This window comes from Piscinibacter sp. HJYY11 (genome assembly GCF_016735515.1).
Taxonomy (GTDB): Bacteria; Pseudomonadota; Gammaproteobacteria; order Burkholderiales; family Burkholderiaceae_C; genus Rhizobacter.
The window spans coordinates 3,054,791-3,075,490 of sequence record NZ_JAERQZ010000001.1 but is presented as its reverse complement, the minus strand read 5'-3'; the positions used below and the strand labels follow the sequence as shown (position 1 = coordinate 3,075,490).

Genomic DNA, 20,700 nt, shown 5'->3' with positions numbered 1-20,700 from the left:
CACCTGGGTGACGTGATGCCCACAACGTTCCATCAGGCAGGGACGAAGCTCGAATTCAGTCGGCAAAGCGGGTGCAAAACCTAAGGCGGATACCTTACATTTGAAACCTTTCACCGTTTTGTACTGCTGATATATGAGCACTGACACGCTTGCCTCTCCGTCGCCTGCGCCGGCTTCGGGCTTCTCCGACGAACAGATGGCCGAGCTGAAGGCGCTGCGAGAGCGCTATCGCCTCGAGCGCGACAAGCGTCTGCGTGAAGAAGGCAACGCGCAATACGTCGAAATCAAGGGCAAGCATGCGCACTACGCGGCCGACCCGTACGTGCCGCCCGGCTTCACCCGCGCACCGCTGGCCGACCAGGTCGAGATCCTCATCATCGGCGGGGGCTTCGGCGGCCTGCAGGCCGGCGCGCACCTGCGCATGGCGGGTGAGGAAAACATCCGCTTCATCGAGGCCGGCGGTGATTTCGGCGGCACCTGGTACTGGAACCGCTACCCCGGTGCCGCCTGCGACATGGAGGCCTCGGTCTACCTGCCCATGCTCGAAGAGCTGGGCGTGAAACCGAAGATGCGCTTCGCGATGGGCGCCGACATCCTGGCCCATGCGCAGCACATCGCGCGCCACTTCGACCTCTACCGCGATGCGCTCTTCCAGACCCGGGTGACCGGTCTCGAGTGGAACGAAGCCGAGGCCGTGTGGGTGGTGCGCACCGACCGCGACGACCGCATCCGCGCGCGCTTCGTCGTGATGAGCAACGGCCCGCTCAACCGGCCCAAGCTGCCCGGCATCCCCGGCATCGAGGGCTACCAAGGCCACACCTTCCACACCAGCCGCTGGGACTACGCCTACACCGGCGGCGGCCCGCTCGGCGGGCTCGACAGGATCGCCGACAAGCGCATCGCCATCATCGGCACCGGTGCCACCGCGGTGCAGTGCGTGCCGCACCTGGCCGAGGGCGCTAAGCACCTCTACGTCTTCCAGCGCACGCCCTCGTCGATCGACGTCCGCGACGACCGCCCGGTGCCGCCCGAGTGGTACGACGAGCAGCCGCCCGGCTGGCAGCGCGAGCGCATCGAAAATTTCACGACGCTGGTCGCCGGCGGCTACGCCGACAAGGATCTCGTGCGTGACGGCTGGACGGAAGCCGCCCGCAACTTCCGCCAGCTCGCGATGGCCGACCGCTCGGTGCTGTCGTCGATGGAGAAGATCATGTTGACGATGGAGCTCGCCGACATGAAGAAGATGAACAGCGTGCGTGCCCGCGTTGACGCGGTGGTGAAAGACCCGGCCGTCGCCGAGGCGCTCAAGCCCTGGTACCGACAGTTTTGCAAGCGCCCGTGTTTCCACGACGAGTACCTGCAGGCCTTCAACCGCGACAACGTGACGTTGGTCGACACGCAGGGTGCCGGCGTGGAGCGCATCACCGAGAACGGCATCGTGGCCAATGGCCAGCACTTCGAGGTGGATGCGATCGTGTTCGCCACCGGCTTCGAGGTCGGCACCGGCTACACCCGCCGCGCGGGCTATGACCTGGTCGGCCGCAGCGGCCAGACGCTGTCGCAGAAGTGGGCCGACGGCATGCGCACGCTGCACGGGATGATGACGAACGGGTTTCCCAACCTCTTCATCTTCGGCCCGCCGCAATCAGGCCAGACCGCGAACTACACCCACTCGCTGGGCGAGCAGGCGCGGCACACCACCTTCCTGATCAGCCAGGCGCATTCACGCAAGGTGCGCACGCTCGAGCCGACGGTGGCCGAGGAAGACGCCTGGGTGCAGACCATCCTCGACGGCCAGCGCCGCAACCAGGAATTCCTCGCCTCGTGCACGCCCGGCTACTACAACAACGAGGGCAAGCCCGAAGCGCGCGGCGTGCAGAACTCGCCCTACGGGCAGGGGCCGATTCCCTACTTCAAAATGCTGGCGCAGTGGCGCGAGAGCGACCAGTTCAGCGGGCTGCAGTTGACTAGCCTTTGAACTCGCGCGAGTGCAGGAAGTCCGCGTGCTTGGGCGCGCGCTTCGTGCGGCTCCACTCTTCGAGCATGTCCCACTTCACCGCGTCGAGGCGCCTGATCGTGGCCTCTTCCTCCGGGTCGGGGCAGGCGAGCTCCACGCGGTGGCCGTTGGGGTCGAAGAAGTAGATCGAGTGGAAGGCACCGTGGTCGGTGACGCCCAGCACGCTGACCCCCTGCGCTTCCAGGTGAGCCTTGTAGGCGAGCAGCGTCTCCCGGTCCTTCACGCGGAAGGCGATGTGCTGCACCCACTCGGGCGTGTTGGGGTCGCGACCCATCGGTGCCTTGGTCGGCAGCTCGAAGAAGGCCAGCACGTTGCCGCCGCCCGCGTCGAGGAAGACGTGCATGTACGGGTCGGGCTCCTTCGTCGACGGCACGCGGTCTTCGGCGATGGCGAGCTGGAACTTGAAGTTGAGCATCTTCTCGTACCACAGCACCGTCTCCTTCGCGTCCTTGCAGCGGTAGGCGACGTGGTGGATGCGTTCGGTTTTCAGTTCCATCGTCAGACCTCGACTTTCAATGCGCCGCGGCGGATCTGGTCGCGCTCCAGCGATTCGAACAGTGCCTTGAAATTGCCTTCGCCGAAGCCCTCGTCGGCCTTGCGCTGGATGAACTCGAAGAACACGGGGCCCAGCAGGTTCTGCGAAAAGATCTGCAGCAGCAGGCGCTTCTCGCCGTTGGCCGTGCTGCCGTCGAGCAGGATGCCGCGTGTCTGCAGTTCCTTCACCGGCTCGCCGTGGCCGGGCAGTCGCTCGGCCAGCATCTCGTAATAGATGTCGTTCGGCGCGGTCTGCAGCTTCACGCCCGCGAGCTGCAGCGCGTCGACGCTTGCGATCAGGTCGTCGGTCAGCAGCGCGATGTGCTGGATGCCCTCGCCGTTGAACTTCATCAGGAACTCTTCGATCTGGCCCGAGCCCTTGCCCGCCTCTTCGTTAAGCGGGATGCGGATCAGCCCGTCGGGCGCCGTCATCGCGCGGCTGGTGAGGCCCGTGTACTCGCCCTTGATGTCGAAGTAGCGGATCTCGCGGAAGTTGAAGAGCTTCTCGTAGAAACCACCCCAGAAGGCCATGCGCCCGCGGTACACGTTGTGCGTGAGGTGGTCGATGATCTTGAAGCCGTGGCCTCTGGGGTGGCGCGCCACTGGGTCCTCGTAGGCGGGCAGGAACTCGAAGTCGATGTCGTAGATGCTCTTGCCATCTTCATAGCGGTCGATGAGGTACAGCGGCGCACCGCCGATGCCCTTGATCGCCGGCAGCTTCAGCTCCATCGGCCCGGTGGGCACGTCGACCGGCTGCGCGCCGAGCTCGATCGCGCGGTAGTAGGCCTTGTGCGAGTCCTTCACGCGGAAGGCCATCGCACACGCGCTCGGCCCGTGCTCGGCGGCGAAGTAGCCGGCCAGGCTCTTAGGCTCGCGGTTGACGATGAAGTTGATGTCGCCCTGGCGGTAGAGCAGCACGTCCTTGCTGCGGTGGCGGGCGACGAGGCTGAAGCCCATCTGCTCGAAGAGCGGCTCCAGGGTGTTGGGCGTGGGCGAGGCGAATTCGACGAACTCGAACCCCATCAGTCCCATGGGGTTGTCGAAGAGATCGGGCATGGTGTGCTCCTGTGCGTGAGGTGTTGAGGACGCAGTTCACGGAGAACTGCCGGGCGCTCAACGACCGGGCGGCGCGCAGGGCAGGCCGCGCACGGAGGCGGCCAAGTGCTCCCCGAAGGTCATGGCCAGCGGGGCCAGACGGGCATGGGAGGCGATGGCGGTGGTGTCCACGCGCCGAGCATAGCGCTCGGGCCCATTCCCGGCGAGCGGTGTCGGCTTTGGCGGTGTGGCGGCGCTCAGCGCGGTGGCGGCAGCGGTTCCCCCAGCGCCCGTCGCCACAGCCATGGCAGGGCCCGCTGCGGATCGGGCCTGCGGCCCTGGGCAACGGGCGGCTGCAGCGGTGCGGCCTGGCTGTGCCGCTCGGCGACCGCGAAGCTGAAGGTGTAGGTCGGCTCCTGCCCCATGCGCAGGTCGGTGATGACGAGCCGGGCGCCCTCCTCGTGCAGCTTGAAGTAGCCGCGGCTGAAGTCGGCGACCCGTTGCACGCCCTCGATCGGCTGCAGCGCGGGCATGAGCGACAGGCCGCGCAGGAAGGCGTCGAACTGCATCGGCCGCGCCCCGTCGAGCAGCGAGCGGAAGCCCTCGTGGTAGCGGTCGCCTTCGATCGCCACCACGCGCCAGAGCACGGTGTTGAAGGCGGTGGGCGTGACCAGCACCTGCGTCGCCTTCACGCCCTGCGCTTGCAGCGACTCACGGGCGATGCGCTCGACGTGAGCCTGGGCCAGGGCGCTCCACGCGAGGTAGGCGGTGCTGAGCACCAGCCCCGCGGCATTCGCCTTCAAGCCGGCCGCGCTGCCGCGCGCGAACAGCGCCCACAGCCCGCCCACCAGCAGCGGCACGGTGTACAGCGGGTCGATGATGAAGATGCTGCCCACCCCATACGGCTGGTCGGTGAAGGGCAGCAGCAGTCGCGTGCCGTAGACCGTCATCGCATCGAGCAGCGGGTGGGTCACGAGCATCAGCCACACCGCCAGCCACCAGCGGCGCCAGGACGCCCACTCGCCGTGCAGCCTCGCGATGAGCGCCGCCAGCGGCAGCGAGAGCACGCTGAGCCAGAAGAGCGCGTGCGACTCCGAGCGGTGCAGCACCATGTTGCGGATGGCGTCGCCGTGGTCGACGAAGACATCGAGGTCGGGCAGGGTGCCGCACACGGCACCCCACAACGCCGGTTTCCAAACCGCGGTGCGGCGGCTGCCGGCGGCCCGCGAGCCGCACATGACCGCGATGCCGACCGAGGCGCCGAGGGCGATCTGGGAGAGAGAGTCCATGCAATGGTGTCGTGAAGATGACGCAGCGGCCGCCAGCATGCCCGGTCTGGCGTAATCTTGCAGGCCACCATGCTGCAGCAGACCCGCACCACGCTCCACATTGCCACCCGCGGCCGCGGTCTCGTCGAGATCACCCATCCGGTGGCCGAGTGGGTGGCCGCCAGCGGCCTGCGCGAGGGGCTGCTGACCGTCTTCGTGCGCCACACCTCCGCCAGCCTCGTGATCCAGGAAAACGCCGACCCCGACGTGCGCGCCGACCTCGACCGCTTCTTCGCCCGCCTGGTGCCGGATGGCGACCCGCTTTTCCGCCACCAGGACGAAGGGCCCGACGACATGCCGGCGCACGTGCGCGCGGCGCTCACCGCGGTGCAGCTGTCGATTCCGCTGGCCGAGGGGCGCCCGGTGCTCGGCACCTGGCAGGGCATCTACCTGTGGGAGCACCGCACGCGGCCGCACCGGCGCGAGGTGGTGCTGCATCTGGTGGGTGCGTGATGAACAAGCCGCTCGACTGGAAAGTCCTCCTCTTCGTCCTCGTCGTCGCCTACCTGGTGCCGGGCATCGTGCTCGCCGCGGCGCTGGCGCTCGTCAACCGCACGCTGAGCGCCGATGCGCTGACGCTCATGACGGCGCTGCTCGCGATCCTGAGCTTCGCGTTGCCGCCGGTGGCCGGCGGCTACCTGGCGGCGCGCCACGCCCGCAGCCACGCCTGGCGCCACGTGCTCGTCGTCGGCGTGCTGGGCGCGCTGATGTCGCTGCTGGCCTTCCGTGTCTCGCCGCGCGCGATGGTGCTGTACGTGCTGGCCTCGATCGCGCTGGCGGCCTTCGGCGGCTACGTGCGGCTGCAGGGCCGGCCACGGGTCTGAGGGCGGGCGCTCTGGCACCGGCATCGACCCGCCGTGTCTGCGCCCTCGTCGTCGTGGCGATGACCCTCTGGTGGTCGCCGGTGGCGCAGGCCGTCGAGCCGGTGACCAACGACCTGGAACAACGCTTCAGGCAGCACGGCGCCGAGGCGGTGAACGAGCACCTGAGCACCAACGCCTTCGAGCTCGCCCTGCTGCACCGCGACACCGAGGGCTGCGTGGCCCGCGCCGTGGGCCTCACCGTCGAGCTGAGCCGCGGTCGCCGCTCGGACACGACCGACGCCCACACCGAGTCGCTGCGCACCGCGCTCGGCCGCTGCACCGGCCTCGTGCTATCGCGCGTGACATTGGCCGAGGTGCCGAAGGTGTGTGCCTCCGTTCCGTCATGGACGGTGATGCAGACCGTGCGCGAGCTGCGCCGCCGCATGCGCATCATCGAGGCCGACGAGGCCTTGCGCACCAGCGCCAAGGGCAAGGCGTGCAGCGCTGCCTGCCTGCACGAGCTCAGGACCACGCGGGCCGGGCTGCAGGCATCGCCTCGCGGCAAACGCCAGCCCTAGCGCGTCACTTCGTCCCGAAGATCCGGTCCCCCGCGTCGCCGAGGCCCGGCACGATGTAGCCGTGCTCGTTGAGTTCGCGGTCGATGGCCGCCACGTAGACCGGCACGTCGGGGTGCGATTCGGTGAAATGCTTCAGCCCCTCGGGTGCGGCCAGCAGGCACACGAAGCGGATCGACTTCGGATTCGTCTCCTTCAGCCGATCGACTGCCGCCACCGCCGAGTTGCCGGTGGCGAGCATCGGGTCGAGCACGATCGCGTCGCGCTCGTGCATGTCGGCCGGCATCTTGAAGTAGTACTCCACCGCCACCAGCGTCTTCGGGTCGCGGTACAGCCCGACGTGGCCGATGCGCGCGCCCGGGATCACGTTGAGCATGCCGTCGAGGAAACCCGCGCCGGCCCGCATGATCGACACGAACACCGTCTTCTTGCCGTCGATCACCGGGCTCTGCATCTTCTCGAGCGGCGTCTCGATGTCGATCAGCTGCGTGGGCATGTCGCGCGTCACTTCATACGCCATCAGCATGCTGATCTCGCCGAGCAGGCGGCGGAAGCTGTTGGTGCTGCGGTCTTTCTCGCGCATGAGCGTGAGCTTGTGCTGGATGAGCGGGTGGGTGATGTGGTGGATCTGTGCGGTCATGGTCGCTTGTCGGGTGAGGTGGCCTCAGAACACGGTCCCGTCGCTCTCGATCTTGAGCGGCGGGTTGCCTTCGCGCAGCGTCTTGGCGATCTCGCGGCCGGCGGCCCAGGTGCCGCCTTCGAGGATGCACGCGAGCGGCATCTCCTCGGCCTTCTTGTGCAGCCGCTCGCGCACCAGCGGCGCGAGTTCGTCGATCAGCGCGACGGTGAGCGCGCGCCATTCGACGATGGCCTCGTCGGCCGCGGTGTGGGTGCGGGCGGCGAAGCTCGGGTCGCGCGGCACGATCACGCGCGAGTCGAGCAGCAGGCCGCCGTTGCGGTACTCGGGCAGGCCGGTCAGGCCATCGAGCTCGGTGAGCGTCACGCCGGCCCATTCGAAGGGCTCGAGCAGCGAGTAGGTCAGCCACTGGCTGAGCTTGTGGAAGGGCACCCAGCCCGCGGTGAGCCCGCTGCCGCCGGCGGCCGGGTGCGGCCAGCAGTCGCCGAGCGGTGTGCCTTGCAGGCTGCTGCCGGTGAGCCAGATCGGGCCCAGGTGGTCGAGCAGGGCCTGCAGCACCGCGGGGGCGGGCAGGCGGTCGAGCTGGCCGCGCTGCGTGAGCGTGTCGTAGAGCCCGCCGGGCCGGCCGTCGTCGCCGAAGACCTCGGGCTGCGCGGCCAGCGTCTCGCCCAGGCGGCGCATCAGCGTGGCGCGGCCGGAGAGGCCGACGAGCGGGTTGTCGTCGCGCACCTGGAACACCCGCGCGAGCAGTGCTTCGTCCACCCCTTGCAGCGCTTCGGCGTCGACGCGCAAGGGGTCCAGCGGGTCGCTCGAGAAAGCGCCGGCGATGAAGGCGCGGAAGGTCGCCACGCCCAGGCCTTCGGAGCGGGTGAACGACGTGCCGTTCTCGTCGTAGCGCCAGTCGGGCCCAGCGCCGGCGTCGAGCAGCACGCTCATCACGGTGAGGTCGATGTGCGCCTGCGCCTGCTCGGCCGCGTCGCGCCCCTCCAGCAGCAGCTCGAGTTCGCCGCGGCGGTTCACACCGCCGGCTTCGAAGTGCCGCCAGCGCGAGTGGTAGGGAATGCGCAGCTCGGGGTATTGCCGGCGTGTCACCTGCTCCACGCGCCGTGCCACTTCGTCGAGCTGGCTGCGGTGCAGGGTGAAGTGCCTGGACTGGCCAGCCTCCACCGCCGCAAGAATGTTGCGGCAGCGCTCGCGGATGGTGGCAGGAGAGCGGAGCAGGGCGGCGGGGTCAGACAAGATCCCGCCCTTTCGTGGCGGCGAGCTTCGCGTCGTCAGGCACCGCCCCGTCGGTGAAGTAACCCGCCGCGATCTTGGCTTCGATCTCCACCTTTGCATCGGCCGGCACCAGCTCGTCGGGGATCTTGACGCGCTCGCCCACCTCGATGCCGCTGCCCGTGATGGCGTCGTACTTGTCGTTGCTCATGCTCACCAGGCGGTGGATCTTCCTCACGCCCAGCCAGTGCAGCACGTCGGGCATCAGCTCCTGGAAGCGCATGTCCTGCACGCCGGCCACGCACTCGGTGCGCAGGAAATACTTGTCGGCGCTGTCGCCGCCCACCTGGCGCTTGCGCGCGTTGTAGACGAGGAATTTCGTCACCTCGCCGAGCGCACGCCCTTCCTTGCGGCTGTAGGCGATCAGGCCCACGCCGCCTTGCTGGGCGCCCTTGATGCACTCTTCGATGGCATGCGTGAGGTAGGGCCGGCAGGTGCAGATGTCGGAGCCGAACACGTCCGACCCGTTGCACTCGTCGTGCACCCGCGCGGTGAGCGTCACCTCGGGGTTCGCCAGGTCGCGCGGGTCGCCGAAGATGTAGAGCGTCTGCCCGCCGATCGGCGGCAGGAAGATGCCGATGTCGCTGCGCGTCACGAGCTCGGGGTACATGCCACCGGTCTCTTCGAACATCACGCGCCGCAGGTCGGCCTCGCTCACGTTGAAGCGTTTGGCCACGCCCTCGATCCACCACACCGGCTCGACGGCCACCTTGGTCACCACCGCCGAGGCGTCGTCGAGCAGGATCTTCCCGTCGGTCTTCAGCCGCTGGAAGGCGATGGCCTGCTTGATCTCGGGCAGGTGCACATGCGCCTGTGTCACCGCGATGGTCGGGCGGATGTCATAGCCGGCGGCGATCTGCTCGGCGAACACCTCGCCGACCGCCGCTCCCCAGGGGTCGAGCGACACGATCTTGTGCGGGTCGCCCCACTGCGGGTAGGGGCCGATGGGTGTGGTGGGCGCGGTGTTGGTGAGGTCGGCGCGGTGGCCTTTCACCAGGTTGCCGGCGGCGACCGCCAGCGCACGGTAGACGCCGTAGCTGCCGCTGTGCGTGCCGACCACGTTGCGGTGCTGGCGGTTCGTCGTGGTGCCGATCACCGGCCCGCGCTCTTCGGGCGTGGGGGCGCCCCAGACGATGCCGGGTGTTGCGTTGGGCCCGGGGTGCGAAGTGAGGCGGATGTGCTTGGAAGCCCGTGCCTCGCCGACCTTGTCGCTGCTCATGAATGCGTCGCTCCTCTGTGGTGACGACGCGAGTGAGCATACGCCGTCAACCGTCGCGCTGTCGCGCCTTTGAAGGGTGGAGCAAGGCGCGGGCCACCGTCGCGGCCGAGCAGTGGTTCACGGTTGCGCCGGCTGGCGCGTGCGAGGAGCCAATGGAGCCAGGGCGCTCGCCGACCACCAGGCGTGCAGCCCGGCCACGGTGTCGTCGAGCGGGCCGCTGTTGTCGATGACGAGGTCGGCGCCGCTGTCGGGTGCGGTGCGCGAGAGCCGGCTGCCCAGTTCGGCGGGTGTCTCGCGGCCGCGGCCGTGCAGGCGGGCGGCGCGCAGCGCGTCGGGCAGCACGATCTCGACCACGCGCGCCTGCGGGGCCACTTCGCGCAGCTGCGGCAGGTGCTGGCGCGAGCCGTTGAGCACCACGCAGCGGCCTTCGCGCAGCGGTGCCAGCTCGGACCAGCGCACGCCGTAATGCAGCCCGTGGGCCTGCCATCGGAAGCCGAAGTAGCCCCCGGCCGCCATGCCCAGGAAGTCGGCGACCGTGACCGGCTCGTGGTCTTCGCTGCTGTGGCGCTCGCGGGTGATGACGCGCTGCGCCAGGTGCGGCCGCGCACCGGCCGGGAAGCGGCGCAGCCAGGCGCCGATCACCGCGTCCTTGCCCACACCCGATCGGCCGACCACCACCAGCAGGTGCTGGCTGTGGGTGTGCAGGTGCTGGGCGAGGTCGTGGTGCCGCATGAGGGGCGTCAGTCTGGTGGCGCTGTGTGGCGGGTCGATGACAAGGGGCCCGATGTTGCGGCAATTCGCTGTCGCCCAACGGTGCCCGCACTGGCAACGGGGCCAATGGGGCTACGGCGGGGGAGCGAGGGCGAAGCGCTGCACCAGCCGGAAGGGCACGCCCGGCGCCGGCTCGACGAAGAGGCAGATCGCATCGCACACCAGCGGCTGCGCCAGCGCTGTCTTGAAGTGGCGCTCCGTCTCGCGCTGCAGGGCTGCCCGCAGGCCCATGTCGTGCGGGAGCGAATCGGTGAGCGTCATGTGGAAGCGCCAGCGCGCCATCACGTGCGGGTAGCCGTAGCGTTGCAGCAAATCCTGCTGCTCGTCGTCGAGCCGGAGCTTCAGTCGGCGCTGCGTTTCCTCGGGCGTGGGCGGCGCGCGCCAGGCGTCGAGCTGGGCCACCGCATCGTCGGCCAGGCGGTGCAGCGGGTGCCGGCGTGACAGCGGCTCGGCGGCCGGGCGGATCGCCAGGAAGCCGCTCAACCATTGCACCGACAAGGCCGGCATCGCAAACGCCGGCGTGCGCTGCGCGAGCCGGTCGATCGCGTCGTGCAGGCTCGCCTCGTCGCGCCCTTCGGCCAGGCGCATCGGCGGCTTCAGCGTGGCGTGGAAGCCATAGCGCCAGGGCTCGCGCACATGGGCACGCTGCGGCGGCGGCGCCTCGGGGCTGGAAGGGTCTCGTTGCAGCCACTCGCAGCCGGCGCGCCAGAGCGGGTGCGTGGGGGGCGGGGCGTAATAGAGCGCGTAGCGGTGGTTCATGTCTCCTGCGGCTCGGGCTCGACCGTGAGCTGCACGGCATCTGCAGCAAACAGCGTGCGACCCGCCTCCACCGGCTGGCCTTCGCCGTCGACGTTGAGATAGCGCACCACCAGCACCGGCTGGGTGACCGGGCGGGCCAGCGCATCGGCCTCGGCCACCGTCGGCAGGCGGCACGAGACCACGCTGCGCGCACGGGTGTAGTCGGCCACGCCGAGCGACTGCAGCGCCTTCGTGATGCTGCCGTGACGGGCCATTGCCTCGGCCATGCCGGCCAGCCGCGGCAGCGGGTAGGCCGAGGTGGCGAGGTTGATCGGCCGGCCGCGCACGCTGGCGCGGGTGTAGAGCAGCTGCACCTTGGCCGTGGCGGAGAGCCCCAGGTCGCGCGCCCACTCGCCGGCGCGGGCGAGCTCGTGGCCGAGCAGCTCGCGGTCGGCCGTCTCGCCGGCGGCGGCGAGGTTTTGCGAGAGGCGCGTGCGGCGCTGCAGCGCGTAGTCGAGCACCAGCTCGCGCACGTAGGTGCCGCTGCCTTGCACCACTCGCACGAAGCCTTCCTGCGCGAGCGACTGCACCGCCTGGCGCAGGGTGTGGCGGTTGACCTCGAAGCGTTCGGCCAGCGTGGCCTCGTTCGGCAGCTTCTGGCCGGGGGTGAGGCGGCCTTGCACGATGTCCTGCCGCAGCTCGGCGGCGATGGCCTCCCAGCGGCGCACGCTGCTCGGTGTCTCGGGACTGTCGGCGGGAACGGACGATGCGTTGAGGGTCATGTCAAAAAGCTGTCATGGCAGAAGCGCTAAAGTCGGGTCATTCTAAAGTCATCTAGATGACATGGACATGACCTCAACGCCTGATTCCTCTCGCCAAGCCTGGCTCGCCGTGCTGGCGCTGGCACCGCGTGACGCGCTGGCCCAGCGCGCGGTGGCGCGGGTGGCCGAGCACCGTTTCGAGTGGCTGCGCGAGCCCGAGACCGGGCTTGCAATGGTGCGCGGGCGGATCGCCAACCGTGGAGACCGCTTCAACCTCGGCGAGGCCACGCTCACGCGCTGCATTGCCCGCGTGACCATCGACGGCCACACCACGGCGGGCGTCGGGCATGTGCTCGGGCGTGACGACGAGCGGGCGCGCTGGATCGCGCAGCTCGATGCGCTCCTGCAGCAGCCGACGCTGCGCGACGCGCTGCAGCGCGAGGTGATCGGGCCGCTGAAAGCGGCGCGCGACGAGGTGATCGCGGCCGAGCGTGCGCGCCATGCAGCGAGCCGGGTGTCGTTCTACACGCTGAAGCCGGAGGTGAGCGCATGAACGCGAATGCCGAACTGCTGGCCAACATGCCGCGCGGCTTTGCCGATGCGACCCACGACGCGCAGGCCGTCTTCCGCGCCGTGCTCGACGCCCTCTCGCGCCCCGGCCGGCTGCAGACGCTCGATGCGAGCGATGGCCTGCAGGCGCCGGCGCCGCTCTCTCGGGGCCTGACCGCCTTGCTGCTCACGCTGCTCGACGCCGAAACCTCGCTGCACCTCGAAGGCCCGCTCGCGAGCGATGCGGCGTGGATGTACGCGCGTTTCCACACCGGCGTGCAGCCCACCGCGCGCGAAGCGGCCGACTTCGTCGCCGTGCGGGCGGCCGACGCACGCCTCGACAACCTGCGCCTCGGCACCGACGAATCGCCACAACACGGTGCCACGCTGATCGTCGACACCACCACGCTCGCCGGCCAGTCGCTCGTGCTCAGCGGCCCCGGCATCGAGCACACCCAGCGCATCGGCCTGTGCGGTCTGTCGACGGCGTTCTGGCAACAGCGCATCGCGCAGGAACAGCATTTCCCGCGCGGTGTCGACCTTTTGATCGTCTGCGGCTCGCAGCTCATCGCCGTGCCGCGCTCCACGCGTATCACGATGGAGGCCACCTGACATGTACATCGCCGTCAAGGGCGGAGAAGCCGCCATCGAAGCTTCACGTGCGCTGCTCGCCGCCGCGCGCCGCGGCGACCCCGCGGTGCGTGAGCTCGAAGTCGCGCAGATCCGCGAACAGCTCGGCCTGCTGGTCGACCGCGTGATGGCCGAGGCCTCGCTCTACGACCCCGAGCTCGCCGCGCTCGCGCTCAAGCAGGCGCGCGGCGATGCGGTCGAGGCCGTCTTCCTGCTGCGGGCCTACCGCACCACGCTGCCGCTGCTGGCCACCACCGAGCCGATCGACACCGCGCGCATGCAGGTGCGCCGGCGTGTCTCGGCCATCTTCAAGGACTTGCCAGGCGGCCAGTTGCTCGGCCCGACCTACGACTACACGCAGCGGCTGCTCGACTTCTCCTTGCTCGACACAGGCCCCGCACCCCGGGCCACCGACGCAACGGACGACTCGCACGACACCACGGTGCCCCATGCGCTGGAGGCGCTCATCGCCGAAGGCCTGGTCGAAGCCAGCGCGCCGAGCGACGGCGACCCCGCGCCCCCTGACATCACCCGCAACCCGCCCGTCTTCCCGCTGCCGCGCAGCGCACGCCTGCAGATGCTCGCGCGCGCCGACGAAGGCTGGGTGCTCGGCATGGCCTACGCCACGCAGCGCGGCTATGCCCACACCCACCCCTTCGGTGGCGACATCCGCTACGGCGCGGTGGCCGTCGAGCTGGTGCCCGATGAGCTGGGCTTCCCCATCGTCGTCGGCGAGATCGAGGTGACCGAGTGCCAGATGGTCAACCAGTTCGCCGGCTCGGCGAGCGTGCCGCCGCAGTTCACCTGCGGCTACGGCCTCGTCTACGGCCACGGCGAGCGCAAGGCGATGGCCATGTCGCTGGTCGACCGGGCGCTGCGCGCCGACGAGTTCGGCGAAGACGTGACCGCGCCGGTGCAACAGCAGGAGTTCGTGCTGCCGCAGGGCGACAGCATCGAGGCCTCGGGCTTCGTGCAGCACCTGAAGCTGCCGCACTACGTGACATTCGAGTCGGAGCTTCAATTGATCCGCAAGCTGCGCGAGGAGTTCGACCAATGATGCAGGGCTACAACTTCGCTTATCTCGATGAGCGGTCGAAACGCATGATCCGCAGAGCGATCCTGAAAGCGGTCGCCATCCCCGGCCACCAAGTGCCGTTCGGCTCCAGAGAGATGCCGCTTGCCTACGGCTGGGGCACCGGCGGCATCCAGGTCACCGCCGCCATCCTCGGCCAGCACGACGTGCTCAAGGTCATCGACCAGGGCAGCGACGACACCACCAACGCCGTCAACATCCGCCAGTTCTTCGCCCGCACCGCCGGTGTGCAGACGACCGAGCGCACGCGCGAGGCCACCGTGATCCAGACGCGCCACCGCATCCCCGAAGCGCCGCTCACGGAGAACCAGGTGCTCGTCTACCAGGTGCCGCAGCCCGAGCCGCTCTACCGCCTGGAAGCGCGCCGCAGCGAGACGCTCAAGCTGCACGCCTGCGAGGAATACGGCCTCGTCAACGTGAAGCTCTACGAAGACCTCGCGCACTGGGGCCGTGTGGAGACCACCTACGACTACCCGGTGCTCGTGAACCAGCGCTACGTGATGTCGCCCTCGCCCATCCCGAGCTTCGACAACCCGAAGATGCACCGCATGCCCGCGCTGCAGCTCTTCGGCGCCGGCCGCGAGAAACGCATCTACGCGGTGCCGCCGTACACCGAGGTGAAGTGCCTCGACTTCGAAGACCACCCCTTCACCATCGAGCCGCACGGCCACGCGTGTGCGCTGTGCGGCTGCACCACCAGCTACCTCGACGAAGTGCTGCAGGCCGAAGGCCAACGCCTGTGGACCTGCTCCGACACCGACTGGTGCCGTGAGCAACAGGAAGGAACGACGCCCCATGCCCGCTGAACTCGACGTGCGCGAAGCCCGGCGCACCGACATCCGCACGCTGATCGACCTCTACACCGCCGCGGGCCTCGACACCCGCGGCGCGCACGACGAGACCGAGATGCGCATGAACTGGGACCGCATGCGCACCGCCGCGCCCGGCGTGCGTGTCTTCATCTTCTCGCTCGCCGGCCTGCCGGTCGGCACCTACACGCTCTTCATCCTGCCCTTGCTCGCGCACAGCGGCGCGCCCGAGGCCGTCGTGGAAGACGTGGCCGTGCACCCCGAGGCGCAGGGCCAGGGCATCGGGCGCCGCATGATGGAACACGCCCGCGAACTGGCGCGCGAGGCCGGCTGCTACAAGCTCGCCCTGTCGTCCAACCAGAAGCGGGTGGAGGCCCATGCCTTCTATGAACGGCTCGGCTTCGAGCGGCACGGCTACAGCTTCGTGGTGACGCCATGACAGAACCCCTCCTCCAGGTGCAAGGCCTGCACCACCAGTTTCCCCTTGCCCGCCGCTTCGCGGTGGAAGACGCGAGCCTGGCGCTGCACCCGGGCGAGGTGATCGCCCTCGTCGGCGAATCGGGCTCGGGCAAGAGCACGCTGCTCAATTGCATCGCCGGCCGGCTGCAGCCGACGCAGGGCCGGGTGCTCTACACGGCCGCCAGCGGCGAGGTGCTCGACGTGCACCACCTCACCGAGCGCGAGCGCCGGCGGCTCGAGCGCACCGAGTGGGGCCACGTGCAGCAGGACGCGAGCCTCGGCCTGCGCATGAACGTCAGCGCCGGCGCCAACATCGGCGAGCGCCTGATGGGCCAGGGCGACCGCCACTACGGCCGCTTGCGCAGCACCGCCACCGAATGGATGCAGCGTGTGGAGCTGCAGCCCGAGCGCATCGACGATTCGCCGCGGGCCTTCTCCGGCGGCATGCGCCAGCGCCTGCAGATCGCGCGCAACCTCGTCACCCGTCCGCGCCTCGTGCTGATGGACGAGCCCACCTCAGGCCTCGACGTGTCGGTGCAGGCGCGACTGCTCGACCTCATCCGCCTGCTGGTGGCGCGGCTGCGCCTCTCGGCCATCATCGTCACGCACGACCTCGGCGTGGCGCGCCTGCTCGCACACCGCACGCTCGTGATGCGCGAGGGCCGCATCGTCGAGCAAGGCTTGACCGACCGGGTGCTCGACGATCCGCAGCACGCGTACACGCAGCTGCTCGTTTCTTCCGTGGTGGCGCCGTGAGCTCCGCCCGGCCGCCCGAAGGGGCTCAATCCCGCTTGGCGGGACCGCACGCAGTGCGAAGGGTGCTCACATGACCATGTTGCAGATCGAATCCTTGTCCAAACACTTCACGCTGCACCTGCGCGGCGGGCTCGAGCTGCCGGTGCTGAAGGACGTGTCGCTCAGCGTGAACCCCGGCGAGTGCGTGGCCCTGCTCGGCGCCTCGGGCCAGGGCAAGAGCACGCTGATGAAATGCCTCTACGGCAGCTACGGCGCCGACAGCGGCGCGATCTGGTTCGACGCGAGTCACGGCCGCATCGACATCGCGCAGGCCACACCGCAGCAGATGCTGGCCCTGCGCCGCAAGGATATCGCCTACGTCAGCCAGTTCCTGCGCGCCGTGCCGCGTGTGCCCGCGCTCGACGTGGTCGCCGAGCGCTGGCTGCAGGCCCGCCCCGGGCTCGATGCGGATGAAGCGCAGGAAGCGGCGCGACAGGAAGTGCGACGCCTCTTCACCCGCCTCAACCTGCCGCCCGGCCTGTGGGAGCTGCCCCCCGCCACCTTCTCCGGCGGCGAGCAGCAGCGGGTCAACATCGCCCGCGGCTTCATCGAGCCCGCGCGCCTGCTGCTGCTCGACGAGCCCACCGCATCGCTCGACGCGGCCAACCGCCGCGTCGTCATCGAGCTGATCCACCAGGCCCGCGCCGCCGGCACCGCGATCGTCGGCATCTTCCACGACGAGGAAGTGCGCGACGCGGTGGCCAGCCGCTGTGTCTCCCTGCACTGAGGACCGATCCCATGACCACTGACCATCTCATCCTCAGCAACGCCCGCATCGTGCTGGCCGACGCGGTGGTGCACGGCCACGTGCGCGTGCAGGGTGGCCGCATCACCGAGATCGCCGCCGGCCACACCGCGGTGCCGAATGCACACGACCTCGACGGCGACTACCTGCTGCCCGGCCTGGTGGAGGTGCACACCGACAACCTCGAGCGCCACGTCACGCCGCGGCCCAAGGTCAACTTCCCCATGCTGGGCGCGGTGCTGGCACACGACGCCGAAGTGGCCTCGGCCGGCATCACGACGGTGCTCGACGCCATCGGCGTGGGCGACCCGTACGACGAAGGTTTCCGCTCCAAGGACCAGAGCGAGCTGCTGCAGGTGCTCGACCGGCTGGACGAGGCGGGCCTGCTGCGCGCCGACCACCTGATCCACGTGCGCTGCGAGCTGCCGGCCCACAACGCACGCGCGCTCTTCGAGCCCTTCGCGAAGCACCCGCGCCTGCGCCTCATCTCGCTGATGGACCACACCCCCGGCCAGCGCCAGTGGAGCGAGATCGAGCACGCCCGCGTCTACTACACCGGCAAGAAGGGTTGGAGCAACGAGCAGTTCGAGGCCGAGGTGCGCATCGCCCCGGAGCGCCAGTTGCAGTACGCGAGGCCGAACCGTGCCTGGTTCACCGACTTTGCGCACACGCACGGCGTCGCGCTGGCCACGCACGACGACACCACCGTCGAGCATGTCGACGAGGCGCATGCGCTGGGCGCGAGCATGAGCGAGTTCCCCACCACGCTCGCCGCCGCCAGGCGCGCCAAGGCCCTGGGTCTCAGCACCGTGATGGGCGCCCCCAATGTGATCCGCGGCGGCTCGCACTCGGGCAACGTGGCCGCGATGACGCTCGCCCGCGAAGGGGTGCTGGATGCGCTGTCGTCCGACTACGTGCCGAGCAGCCTGCTGCGCGCCGCCTGGCAGCTGTCAGGCGAAGCCGGCTTCAGCCTCCCCGACGCGGTGAAGGTCGTCACCCGCAACGCTGCGCATGCGGTGGGCCTGCAAGACCGCGGCGAGATCGCCCCCGGCCTGCGCGGCGACCTGCTGCGCGTGCGCGAGATCGGTGGCCACCCGCTGGTGCGCGAGACCTGGGTGCAGGGCCGCCGCGTGGCGTAGCGGCCTGGGCCGTCACTCCAGCGGCTGCCGGGTCGCCGAGGTCTGCGGGACCTGCGCCGCGGCCTGCGCAGCGCGCTGCGCCTCGCGCTGCAATGCCGCCATCTGCCGCCGCCGTTCGTAGCGCAGCAGCGCCGAGCGGGCCCAGGCGGTGAGGTCGCGGTTCGAGAAGGCCACCACCTTCAGTCGCAAGGCGATCGACAGCGTCACCAGGGCCGGCAGCACGAGCGGCCCGGTCAACACGCCGAACCACTGCCGCATGTTGTGGAAGAGCGCGCCGGCCCGCGGCGTGTAGAACTGCCAGTAGAGCCACGCCGCACCGGCGGCCCATCCGAGCACCAGCAAGGCATTGCTCGACATCGCGCGCCACGCGTGCGGGAAGTGGCCGATGGTGAAGCCCCAGGCCAGGCGGGCCAGCACGAAGAGGATCACCACCGTCAGGCTCAGCATGAACAGCGAGCCGAGCGTCACCATCACCGAGGCCGCCGAGCGCTTCTGCATGCCGGCGAAGAGCACGTGCCGGCCACGCTCCAGGTCGTCCAGGCAGGCGTCGCGTGCGTCGGCCAGGTGCTGGGCCTGCTCCTTCGGCAACTCGGTCGCGGCGGCTTCGCTCATGGTGCGCCACAGCGCCGTCATGTCGGGCGGGCAACCGGTGGGGATGTCGGGCCGGCCGATCGCGCTCTGGTAGCCGGCCAGGAACAGGAGGTGGGCTTCGGTGGCCGCGAAATCATCCAGGTCGGTGCGCAGGGCGCGCAGGTGCGTCCACCAGTCGAGCCCGCTCGGCTGCGCCACCGGGTCGCGCAGCGAGATCAGCGTGCAGTTGCGGGCGCGCAGCACGTCGCCGCGGGTCTGCTCCATCATCAGGTCCATCGCGCGCATCGGCGTGGCCCAGCCGTCGATCGGGTCCATGGGCAGCACGGGGGCCGAGGCGTCGATGCAGGTGGCGTGGCCGAGCGACGGGTCGAACTCGCGCAGGCCGTGGTTGTCGAGCACGCCACCGTCGCCCAGGTGGTGCTTGCCGCAGCGGATGGGCTCGAAGACCCCCGGCACCGCGCTCGACGAGGCCATCGCGCGCGCGATCGGCAGGTCCTTCATGGTGAGGTAGCTCGCGTCGGTCTGGCGCGGCAGCGCCTTGTCGCCGAGCACCACCACGCAGCGGTTGCCGTGCGCGTAGTCGGAGCACGCAATGCGCCACTCGGGCAGCGGCGCCGGCCACAGGCCGGTGGAGGCCACCTTGTGCAGCCCGCCCAGCCAGCGCCGGTTGATGCGCGCCATGGCCTGCGAGAAGCCGAACTCATTGCGCACCAGGCCGCTGCTCAGCGCGCGCACCGAGGCCAGCGCCCGCAGGCGCGGGTTGTGCCGGCTCTTGCGAAAGAGCGCCTGCTGCGCGCGCAGGGCGCATTGCGCCAGCTCGTCGTCGCTCACCGCGCCTTTTCGCGCCGCCGCGAGCCACTCCTGGAAGAAGAAGCCCGCCGCGATCGAGCCGCCCGAGATCGTAACGAGCATCTTCAGCTCGCGCAGCCGCCCCTGTGCGGCCAGCGCGTGCAGGGCCCCCAGGTGGAAGAAGGCGGCGCGAAAGCCGCCTCCGGAGAGCGAGAGCTGGTGGATGGGCCCGGGGTCGGTCGGGACGGTGATGGGGATCATGAGCGCGGAAGAAAGGCCGAAGCCGACCCCGCTCACTGTACCGAGATCAGGGTGTACCGCGGCACGGGCGTGCCACGGTCACCGGGCCCCGAGGGGCCCTAGCGGCGGTGCCGCTGCGCGGGCGCGCTCACACCACGTCGCGCTGGGCGATGCCGGCGATCGCCCACTCGCGGCTGCCGTCGGTGGGCTTCACCAGGTGCCAGACCTCGTCGAAGAGGGCCGCCGGGCTCTGCTCGTCTTCGCGGATCAGGCCGTGGAAGCGCACGCTCACGATGTACTGGCCGCTGTCTTCGGCGTAGTCGAGCACTTCGGCATCGAGCTGCACCACGTCGGTCCGCTGCGTGGCGCCCTTGCGGTCCTGCAGCTCGAGGCGGAACACCGCGAACATCTCGGGCGTGGAGAACTGGCGCAGGTCGTCGAGGTTGTTCGCGTCGTTGGCGGCCTGCATGCGGATGAAGATCAGCTTGGCCACGCGCACGAAGGCCTCGGTGTCGAAGCCCGCGGGCAGCGGGTTGGCGCTGCGCGGCGGCTGGAGTGCGGTGCCGCCTGCAGCGGCCGACGCCGCGCCGAATGCCGGGGCGCCCGTCGCGGCGCCGCTCGGTGCGCCGTGGCCGGCGAACTGCATGCCCTGCGGCGTGGCCAGCGACGGCGAACGTGCCGGGCCGAAGCGGCGCATCAGGAAGCGGATCACGAAGAAGGCCGCGACCAGCATCAGCAGGATGGTCACGAAATTGGCCAGGCCGGCGCCCAGGCCGAAGTGGCTCAGCAGCGCGGCGATGCCGAGGCCGGCGGCCAGGCCGGCGACCGGGCCCATCCACGAGCGCTTGGGCGTGGCGGCCGCCGCAGCAGCGCCTGGCGTGGCGGCTGCCGCACCCGGCGTGGTGGCGCCGGGGGTCGGCGCAGGGCTTGCCGGCACGGGCTGGGCCGGCTGGGGCGGCGGCGTCTGCCGCTTGAGGCCGGAGTTCGCACCCCCGCCCAGGCGCTTGGCCTCCACGCCTTCGGCAACGAAGCCGAGGCTCAGCAGGCCGATCAGGGCACTCAGCAGGACATGTTTCATGGGGGTTCTCGACGCAGGTTGAAGAAAGGACGATGTTGACATGGGGCCGGGGGGCGCCGATGCAAGGCTCATCGCTTCGCAGGAATTCCT

The 20,700-nt window shown here is 69.9% G+C and carries 23 protein-coding genes; 12 read left to right on the top strand and 11 right to left on the bottom strand.

What is annotated here, in order from left to right; genetic code table 11:
* The first annotated feature begins 133 nt into the window (after nucleotides 1-133).
* Nucleotides 134-1,978, top strand: a complete 1,845-nt coding sequence (locus JI745_RS14300; RefSeq protein WP_201808012.1) for an NAD(P)/FAD-dependent oxidoreductase — start codon at nucleotides 134-136, stop codon at nucleotides 1,976-1,978.
* Here the strand turns inward: JI745_RS14300 and JI745_RS14295 are convergent.
* From JI745_RS14295 to JI745_RS14285, 3 genes are all read right to left on the bottom strand, one after another.
* Entirely contained in the window at nucleotides 1,968-2,507 is a 540-nt protein-coding gene (locus tag JI745_RS14295) for a VOC family protein (protein ID WP_236675291.1), read from the bottom strand. The genes JI745_RS14300 and JI745_RS14295 overlap by 11 nt on opposite strands.
* Before the next feature lie 8 nt (nucleotides 2,508-2,515).
* A complete protein-coding gene (gene hppD, locus JI745_RS14290) occupies nucleotides 2,516-3,607 on the bottom strand; it encodes a 4-hydroxyphenylpyruvate dioxygenase (RefSeq protein WP_201808008.1) in 1,092 nt (363 codons plus the stop codon).
* Nucleotides 3,608-3,843: 236 nt separating this feature from the next.
* Entirely contained in the window at nucleotides 3,844-4,875 is a 1,032-nt protein-coding gene (locus tag JI745_RS14285; RefSeq protein WP_201808006.1) for a metal-dependent hydrolase, read from the bottom strand.
* Between the two features lie 72 nt (nucleotides 4,876-4,947).
* Between JI745_RS14285 and JI745_RS14280 the strand changes: the two genes are divergently transcribed.
* Genes JI745_RS14280 through JI745_RS14270 form a run of 3 tightly spaced genes read left to right on the top strand, consistent with a single transcriptional unit; the run spans nucleotide 4,948 to nucleotide 6,295 of the window.
* Nucleotides 4,948-5,367, top strand: coding sequence for a secondary thiamine-phosphate synthase enzyme YjbQ (locus tag JI745_RS14280; protein ID WP_201812554.1), 420 nt, complete (start codon nucleotides 4,948-4,950; stop codon nucleotides 5,365-5,367).
* Nucleotides 5,367-5,738: a hypothetical protein gene (locus JI745_RS14275; protein ID WP_201808004.1), complete on the top strand. Its 372-nt coding sequence runs from the start codon at nucleotides 5,367-5,369 to the stop codon at nucleotides 5,736-5,738. Before JI745_RS14280 ends, JI745_RS14275 begins: the two co-directional genes overlap by 1 nt.
* Before the next feature lie 59 nt (nucleotides 5,739-5,797).
* Nucleotides 5,798-6,295: a hypothetical protein gene (locus JI745_RS14270; RefSeq protein WP_201808002.1), complete on the top strand. Its 498-nt coding sequence runs from the start codon at nucleotides 5,798-5,800 to the stop codon at nucleotides 6,293-6,295.
* 4 nt (nucleotides 6,296-6,299) lie between these two features.
* Here the strand turns inward: JI745_RS14270 and upp are convergent, their stop codons facing one another.
* The 6 genes from upp to phnF all read right to left on the bottom strand — a co-directional run bounded on the left by upp (nucleotide 6,300) and on the right by phnF (nucleotide 11,714).
* Nucleotides 6,300-6,932, bottom strand: a complete 633-nt coding sequence (upp, locus tag JI745_RS14265; RefSeq protein WP_201807999.1) for a uracil phosphoribosyltransferase — start codon at nucleotides 6,930-6,932, stop codon at nucleotides 6,300-6,302.
* Between the two features lie 24 nt (nucleotides 6,933-6,956).
* Nucleotides 6,957-8,171 carry a URC4/urg3 family protein gene (locus JI745_RS14260; RefSeq protein ID WP_404932851.1) on the bottom strand — a complete coding sequence of 405 codons (1,215 nt, stop codon included), beginning with the start codon at nucleotides 8,169-8,171 and terminating at the stop codon, nucleotides 6,957-6,959.
* On the bottom strand, nucleotides 8,161-9,423 hold the full coding sequence (locus JI745_RS14255) for a GTP cyclohydrolase II (protein ID WP_201807995.1): 1,263 nt from the start codon (nucleotides 9,421-9,423) through the stop codon (nucleotides 8,161-8,163). Before JI745_RS14255 ends, JI745_RS14260 begins: the two co-directional genes overlap by 11 nt.
* A gap of 117 nt (nucleotides 9,424-9,540) precedes the next feature.
* Nucleotides 9,541-10,155, bottom strand: a complete 615-nt coding sequence (locus JI745_RS14250) for a phosphonate metabolism protein/1,5-bisphosphokinase (PRPP-forming) PhnN (RefSeq protein WP_201807993.1) — start codon at nucleotides 10,153-10,155, stop codon at nucleotides 9,541-9,543.
* A 111-nt stretch (nucleotides 10,156-10,266) separates the two neighbouring features.
* Nucleotides 10,267-10,953, bottom strand: a complete 687-nt coding sequence (locus tag JI745_RS14245) for a DUF1045 domain-containing protein (protein WP_201807991.1) — start codon at nucleotides 10,951-10,953, stop codon at nucleotides 10,267-10,269.
* On the bottom strand, nucleotides 10,950-11,714 hold the full coding sequence (gene phnF / locus JI745_RS14240; RefSeq protein ID WP_201807988.1) for a phosphonate metabolism transcriptional regulator PhnF: 765 nt from the start codon (nucleotides 11,712-11,714) through the stop codon (nucleotides 10,950-10,952). Before phnF ends, JI745_RS14245 begins: the two co-directional genes overlap by 4 nt.
* A gap of 67 nt (nucleotides 11,715-11,781) precedes the next feature.
* Here phnF and phnG point away from each other — a divergent pair, with 67 nt between their 5' ends.
* The 8 genes from phnG (at nucleotide 11,782) to JI745_RS14200 (ending at nucleotide 17,912) form a co-directional block, all read left to right on the top strand.
* A complete protein-coding gene (gene phnG / locus JI745_RS14235) occupies nucleotides 11,782-12,246 on the top strand; it encodes a phosphonate C-P lyase system protein PhnG (RefSeq protein WP_236674993.1) in 465 nt (154 codons plus the stop codon).
* The gene (phnH, locus tag JI745_RS14230) at nucleotides 12,243-12,854 is read left to right on the top strand and encodes a phosphonate C-P lyase system protein PhnH (protein WP_201807985.1); all 612 of its coding nucleotides are present in this window, start codon (nucleotides 12,243-12,245) and stop codon (nucleotides 12,852-12,854) included. Before phnG ends, phnH begins: the two co-directional genes overlap by 4 nt.
* Before the next feature lies 1 nt (nucleotide 12,855).
* Entirely contained in the window at nucleotides 12,856-13,929 is a 1,074-nt protein-coding gene (locus tag JI745_RS14225; RefSeq protein WP_201807977.1) for a carbon-phosphorus lyase complex subunit PhnI, read from the top strand.
* The gene (locus JI745_RS14220; RefSeq protein WP_201807974.1) at nucleotides 13,926-14,771 is read left to right on the top strand and encodes an alpha-D-ribose 1-methylphosphonate 5-phosphate C-P-lyase PhnJ; all 846 of its coding nucleotides are present in this window, start codon (nucleotides 13,926-13,928) and stop codon (nucleotides 14,769-14,771) included. The genes JI745_RS14225 and JI745_RS14220 overlap by 4 nt, the downstream gene beginning before the upstream one ends.
* Nucleotides 14,761-15,213 carry a GNAT family N-acetyltransferase gene (locus JI745_RS14215; RefSeq protein WP_201807971.1) on the top strand — a complete coding sequence of 151 codons (453 nt, stop codon included), beginning with the start codon at nucleotides 14,761-14,763 and terminating at the stop codon, nucleotides 15,211-15,213. The genes JI745_RS14220 and JI745_RS14215 overlap by 11 nt, the downstream gene beginning before the upstream one ends.
* Nucleotides 15,210-15,989 (top strand): phosphonate C-P lyase system protein PhnK, encoded by a 780-nt coding sequence (gene phnK, locus JI745_RS14210; RefSeq protein WP_201807958.1) that lies wholly within the window; start codon nucleotides 15,210-15,212, stop codon nucleotides 15,987-15,989. The genes JI745_RS14215 and phnK overlap by 4 nt, the downstream gene beginning before the upstream one ends.
* 76 nt (nucleotides 15,990-16,065) lie before the next feature.
* Entirely contained in the window at nucleotides 16,066-16,755 is a 690-nt protein-coding gene (gene phnL, locus JI745_RS14205; protein WP_404932850.1) for a phosphonate C-P lyase system protein PhnL, read from the top strand.
* Between the two features lie 11 nt (nucleotides 16,756-16,766).
* A complete protein-coding gene (locus tag JI745_RS14200) occupies nucleotides 16,767-17,912 on the top strand; it encodes an alpha-D-ribose 1-methylphosphonate 5-triphosphate diphosphatase (protein ID WP_201807949.1) in 1,146 nt (381 codons plus the stop codon).
* 12 nt (nucleotides 17,913-17,924) lie between these two features.
* Here JI745_RS14200 and JI745_RS14195 read toward each other — a convergent pair whose 3' ends face one another.
* Both JI745_RS14195 and JI745_RS14190 read right to left on the bottom strand, forming a co-directional pair.
* Nucleotides 17,925-19,553 carry a patatin-like phospholipase family protein gene (locus tag JI745_RS14195; RefSeq protein WP_201807947.1) on the bottom strand — a complete coding sequence of 543 codons (1,629 nt, stop codon included), beginning with the start codon at nucleotides 19,551-19,553 and terminating at the stop codon, nucleotides 17,925-17,927.
* A 127-nt stretch (nucleotides 19,554-19,680) separates the two neighbouring features.
* Entirely contained in the window at nucleotides 19,681-20,610 is a 930-nt protein-coding gene (locus JI745_RS14190) for a Tim44 domain-containing protein (protein WP_201807945.1), read from the bottom strand.
* Between the last annotated feature and the right edge of the window lie 90 nt (nucleotides 20,611-20,700).

Bases quoted from the DNA above. Each gene is read 5' to 3' on its own strand.
- JI745_RS14300 (WP_201808012.1), top strand. From the start codon at position 134: ATGAGCACTGACACGCTTGCCTCTCCGTCGCCTGCGCCGGCTTCGGGC.
- hppD (WP_201808008.1), bottom strand. From the start codon at position 3,607: ATGCCCGATCTCTTCGACAACCCCATGGGACTGATGGGGTTCGAGTTC.
- JI745_RS14285 (WP_201808006.1), bottom strand. From the start codon at position 4,875: ATGGACTCTCTCTCCCAGATCGCCCTCGGCGCCTCGGTCGGCATCGCG.
- JI745_RS14275 (WP_201808004.1), top strand. From the start codon at position 5,367: ATGAACAAGCCGCTCGACTGGAAAGTCCTCCTCTTCGTCCTCGTCGTC.
- JI745_RS14270 (WP_201808002.1), top strand. From the start codon at position 5,798: ATGACCCTCTGGTGGTCGCCGGTGGCGCAGGCCGTCGAGCCGGTGACC.
- upp (WP_201807999.1), bottom strand. From the start codon at position 6,932: ATGACCGCACAGATCCACCACATCACCCACCCGCTCATCCAGCACAAG.
- JI745_RS14255 (WP_201807995.1), bottom strand. From the start codon at position 9,423: ATGAGCAGCGACAAGGTCGGCGAGGCACGGGCTTCCAAGCACATCCGC.
- JI745_RS14250 (WP_201807993.1), bottom strand. From the start codon at position 10,155: ATGCGGCACCACGACCTCGCCCAGCACCTGCACACCCACAGCCAGCAC.
- JI745_RS14245 (WP_201807991.1), bottom strand. From the start codon at position 10,953: ATGAACCACCGCTACGCGCTCTATTACGCCCCGCCCCCCACGCACCCG.
- phnF (WP_201807988.1), bottom strand. From the start codon at position 11,714: ATGACCCTCAACGCATCGTCCGTTCCCGCCGACAGTCCCGAGACACCG.
- phnG (WP_236674993.1), top strand. From the start codon at position 11,782: ATGACCTCAACGCCTGATTCCTCTCGCCAAGCCTGGCTCGCCGTGCTG.
- phnH (WP_201807985.1), top strand. From the start codon at position 12,243: ATGAACGCGAATGCCGAACTGCTGGCCAACATGCCGCGCGGCTTTGCC.
- JI745_RS14225 (WP_201807977.1), top strand. From the start codon at position 12,856: ATGTACATCGCCGTCAAGGGCGGAGAAGCCGCCATCGAAGCTTCACGT.
- JI745_RS14220 (WP_201807974.1), top strand. From the start codon at position 13,926: ATGATGCAGGGCTACAACTTCGCTTATCTCGATGAGCGGTCGAAACGC.
- JI745_RS14215 (WP_201807971.1), top strand. From the start codon at position 14,761: ATGCCCGCTGAACTCGACGTGCGCGAAGCCCGGCGCACCGACATCCGC.
- phnK (WP_201807958.1), top strand. From the start codon at position 15,210: ATGACAGAACCCCTCCTCCAGGTGCAAGGCCTGCACCACCAGTTTCCC.
- phnL (WP_404932850.1), top strand. From the start codon at position 16,066: ATGTTGCAGATCGAATCCTTGTCCAAACACTTCACGCTGCACCTGCGC.
- JI745_RS14200 (WP_201807949.1), top strand. From the start codon at position 16,767: ATGACCACTGACCATCTCATCCTCAGCAACGCCCGCATCGTGCTGGCC.
- JI745_RS14195 (WP_201807947.1), bottom strand. From the start codon at position 19,553: ATGATCCCCATCACCGTCCCGACCGACCCCGGGCCCATCCACCAGCTC.
- JI745_RS14190 (WP_201807945.1), bottom strand. From the start codon at position 20,610: ATGAAACATGTCCTGCTGAGTGCCCTGATCGGCCTGCTGAGCCTCGGC.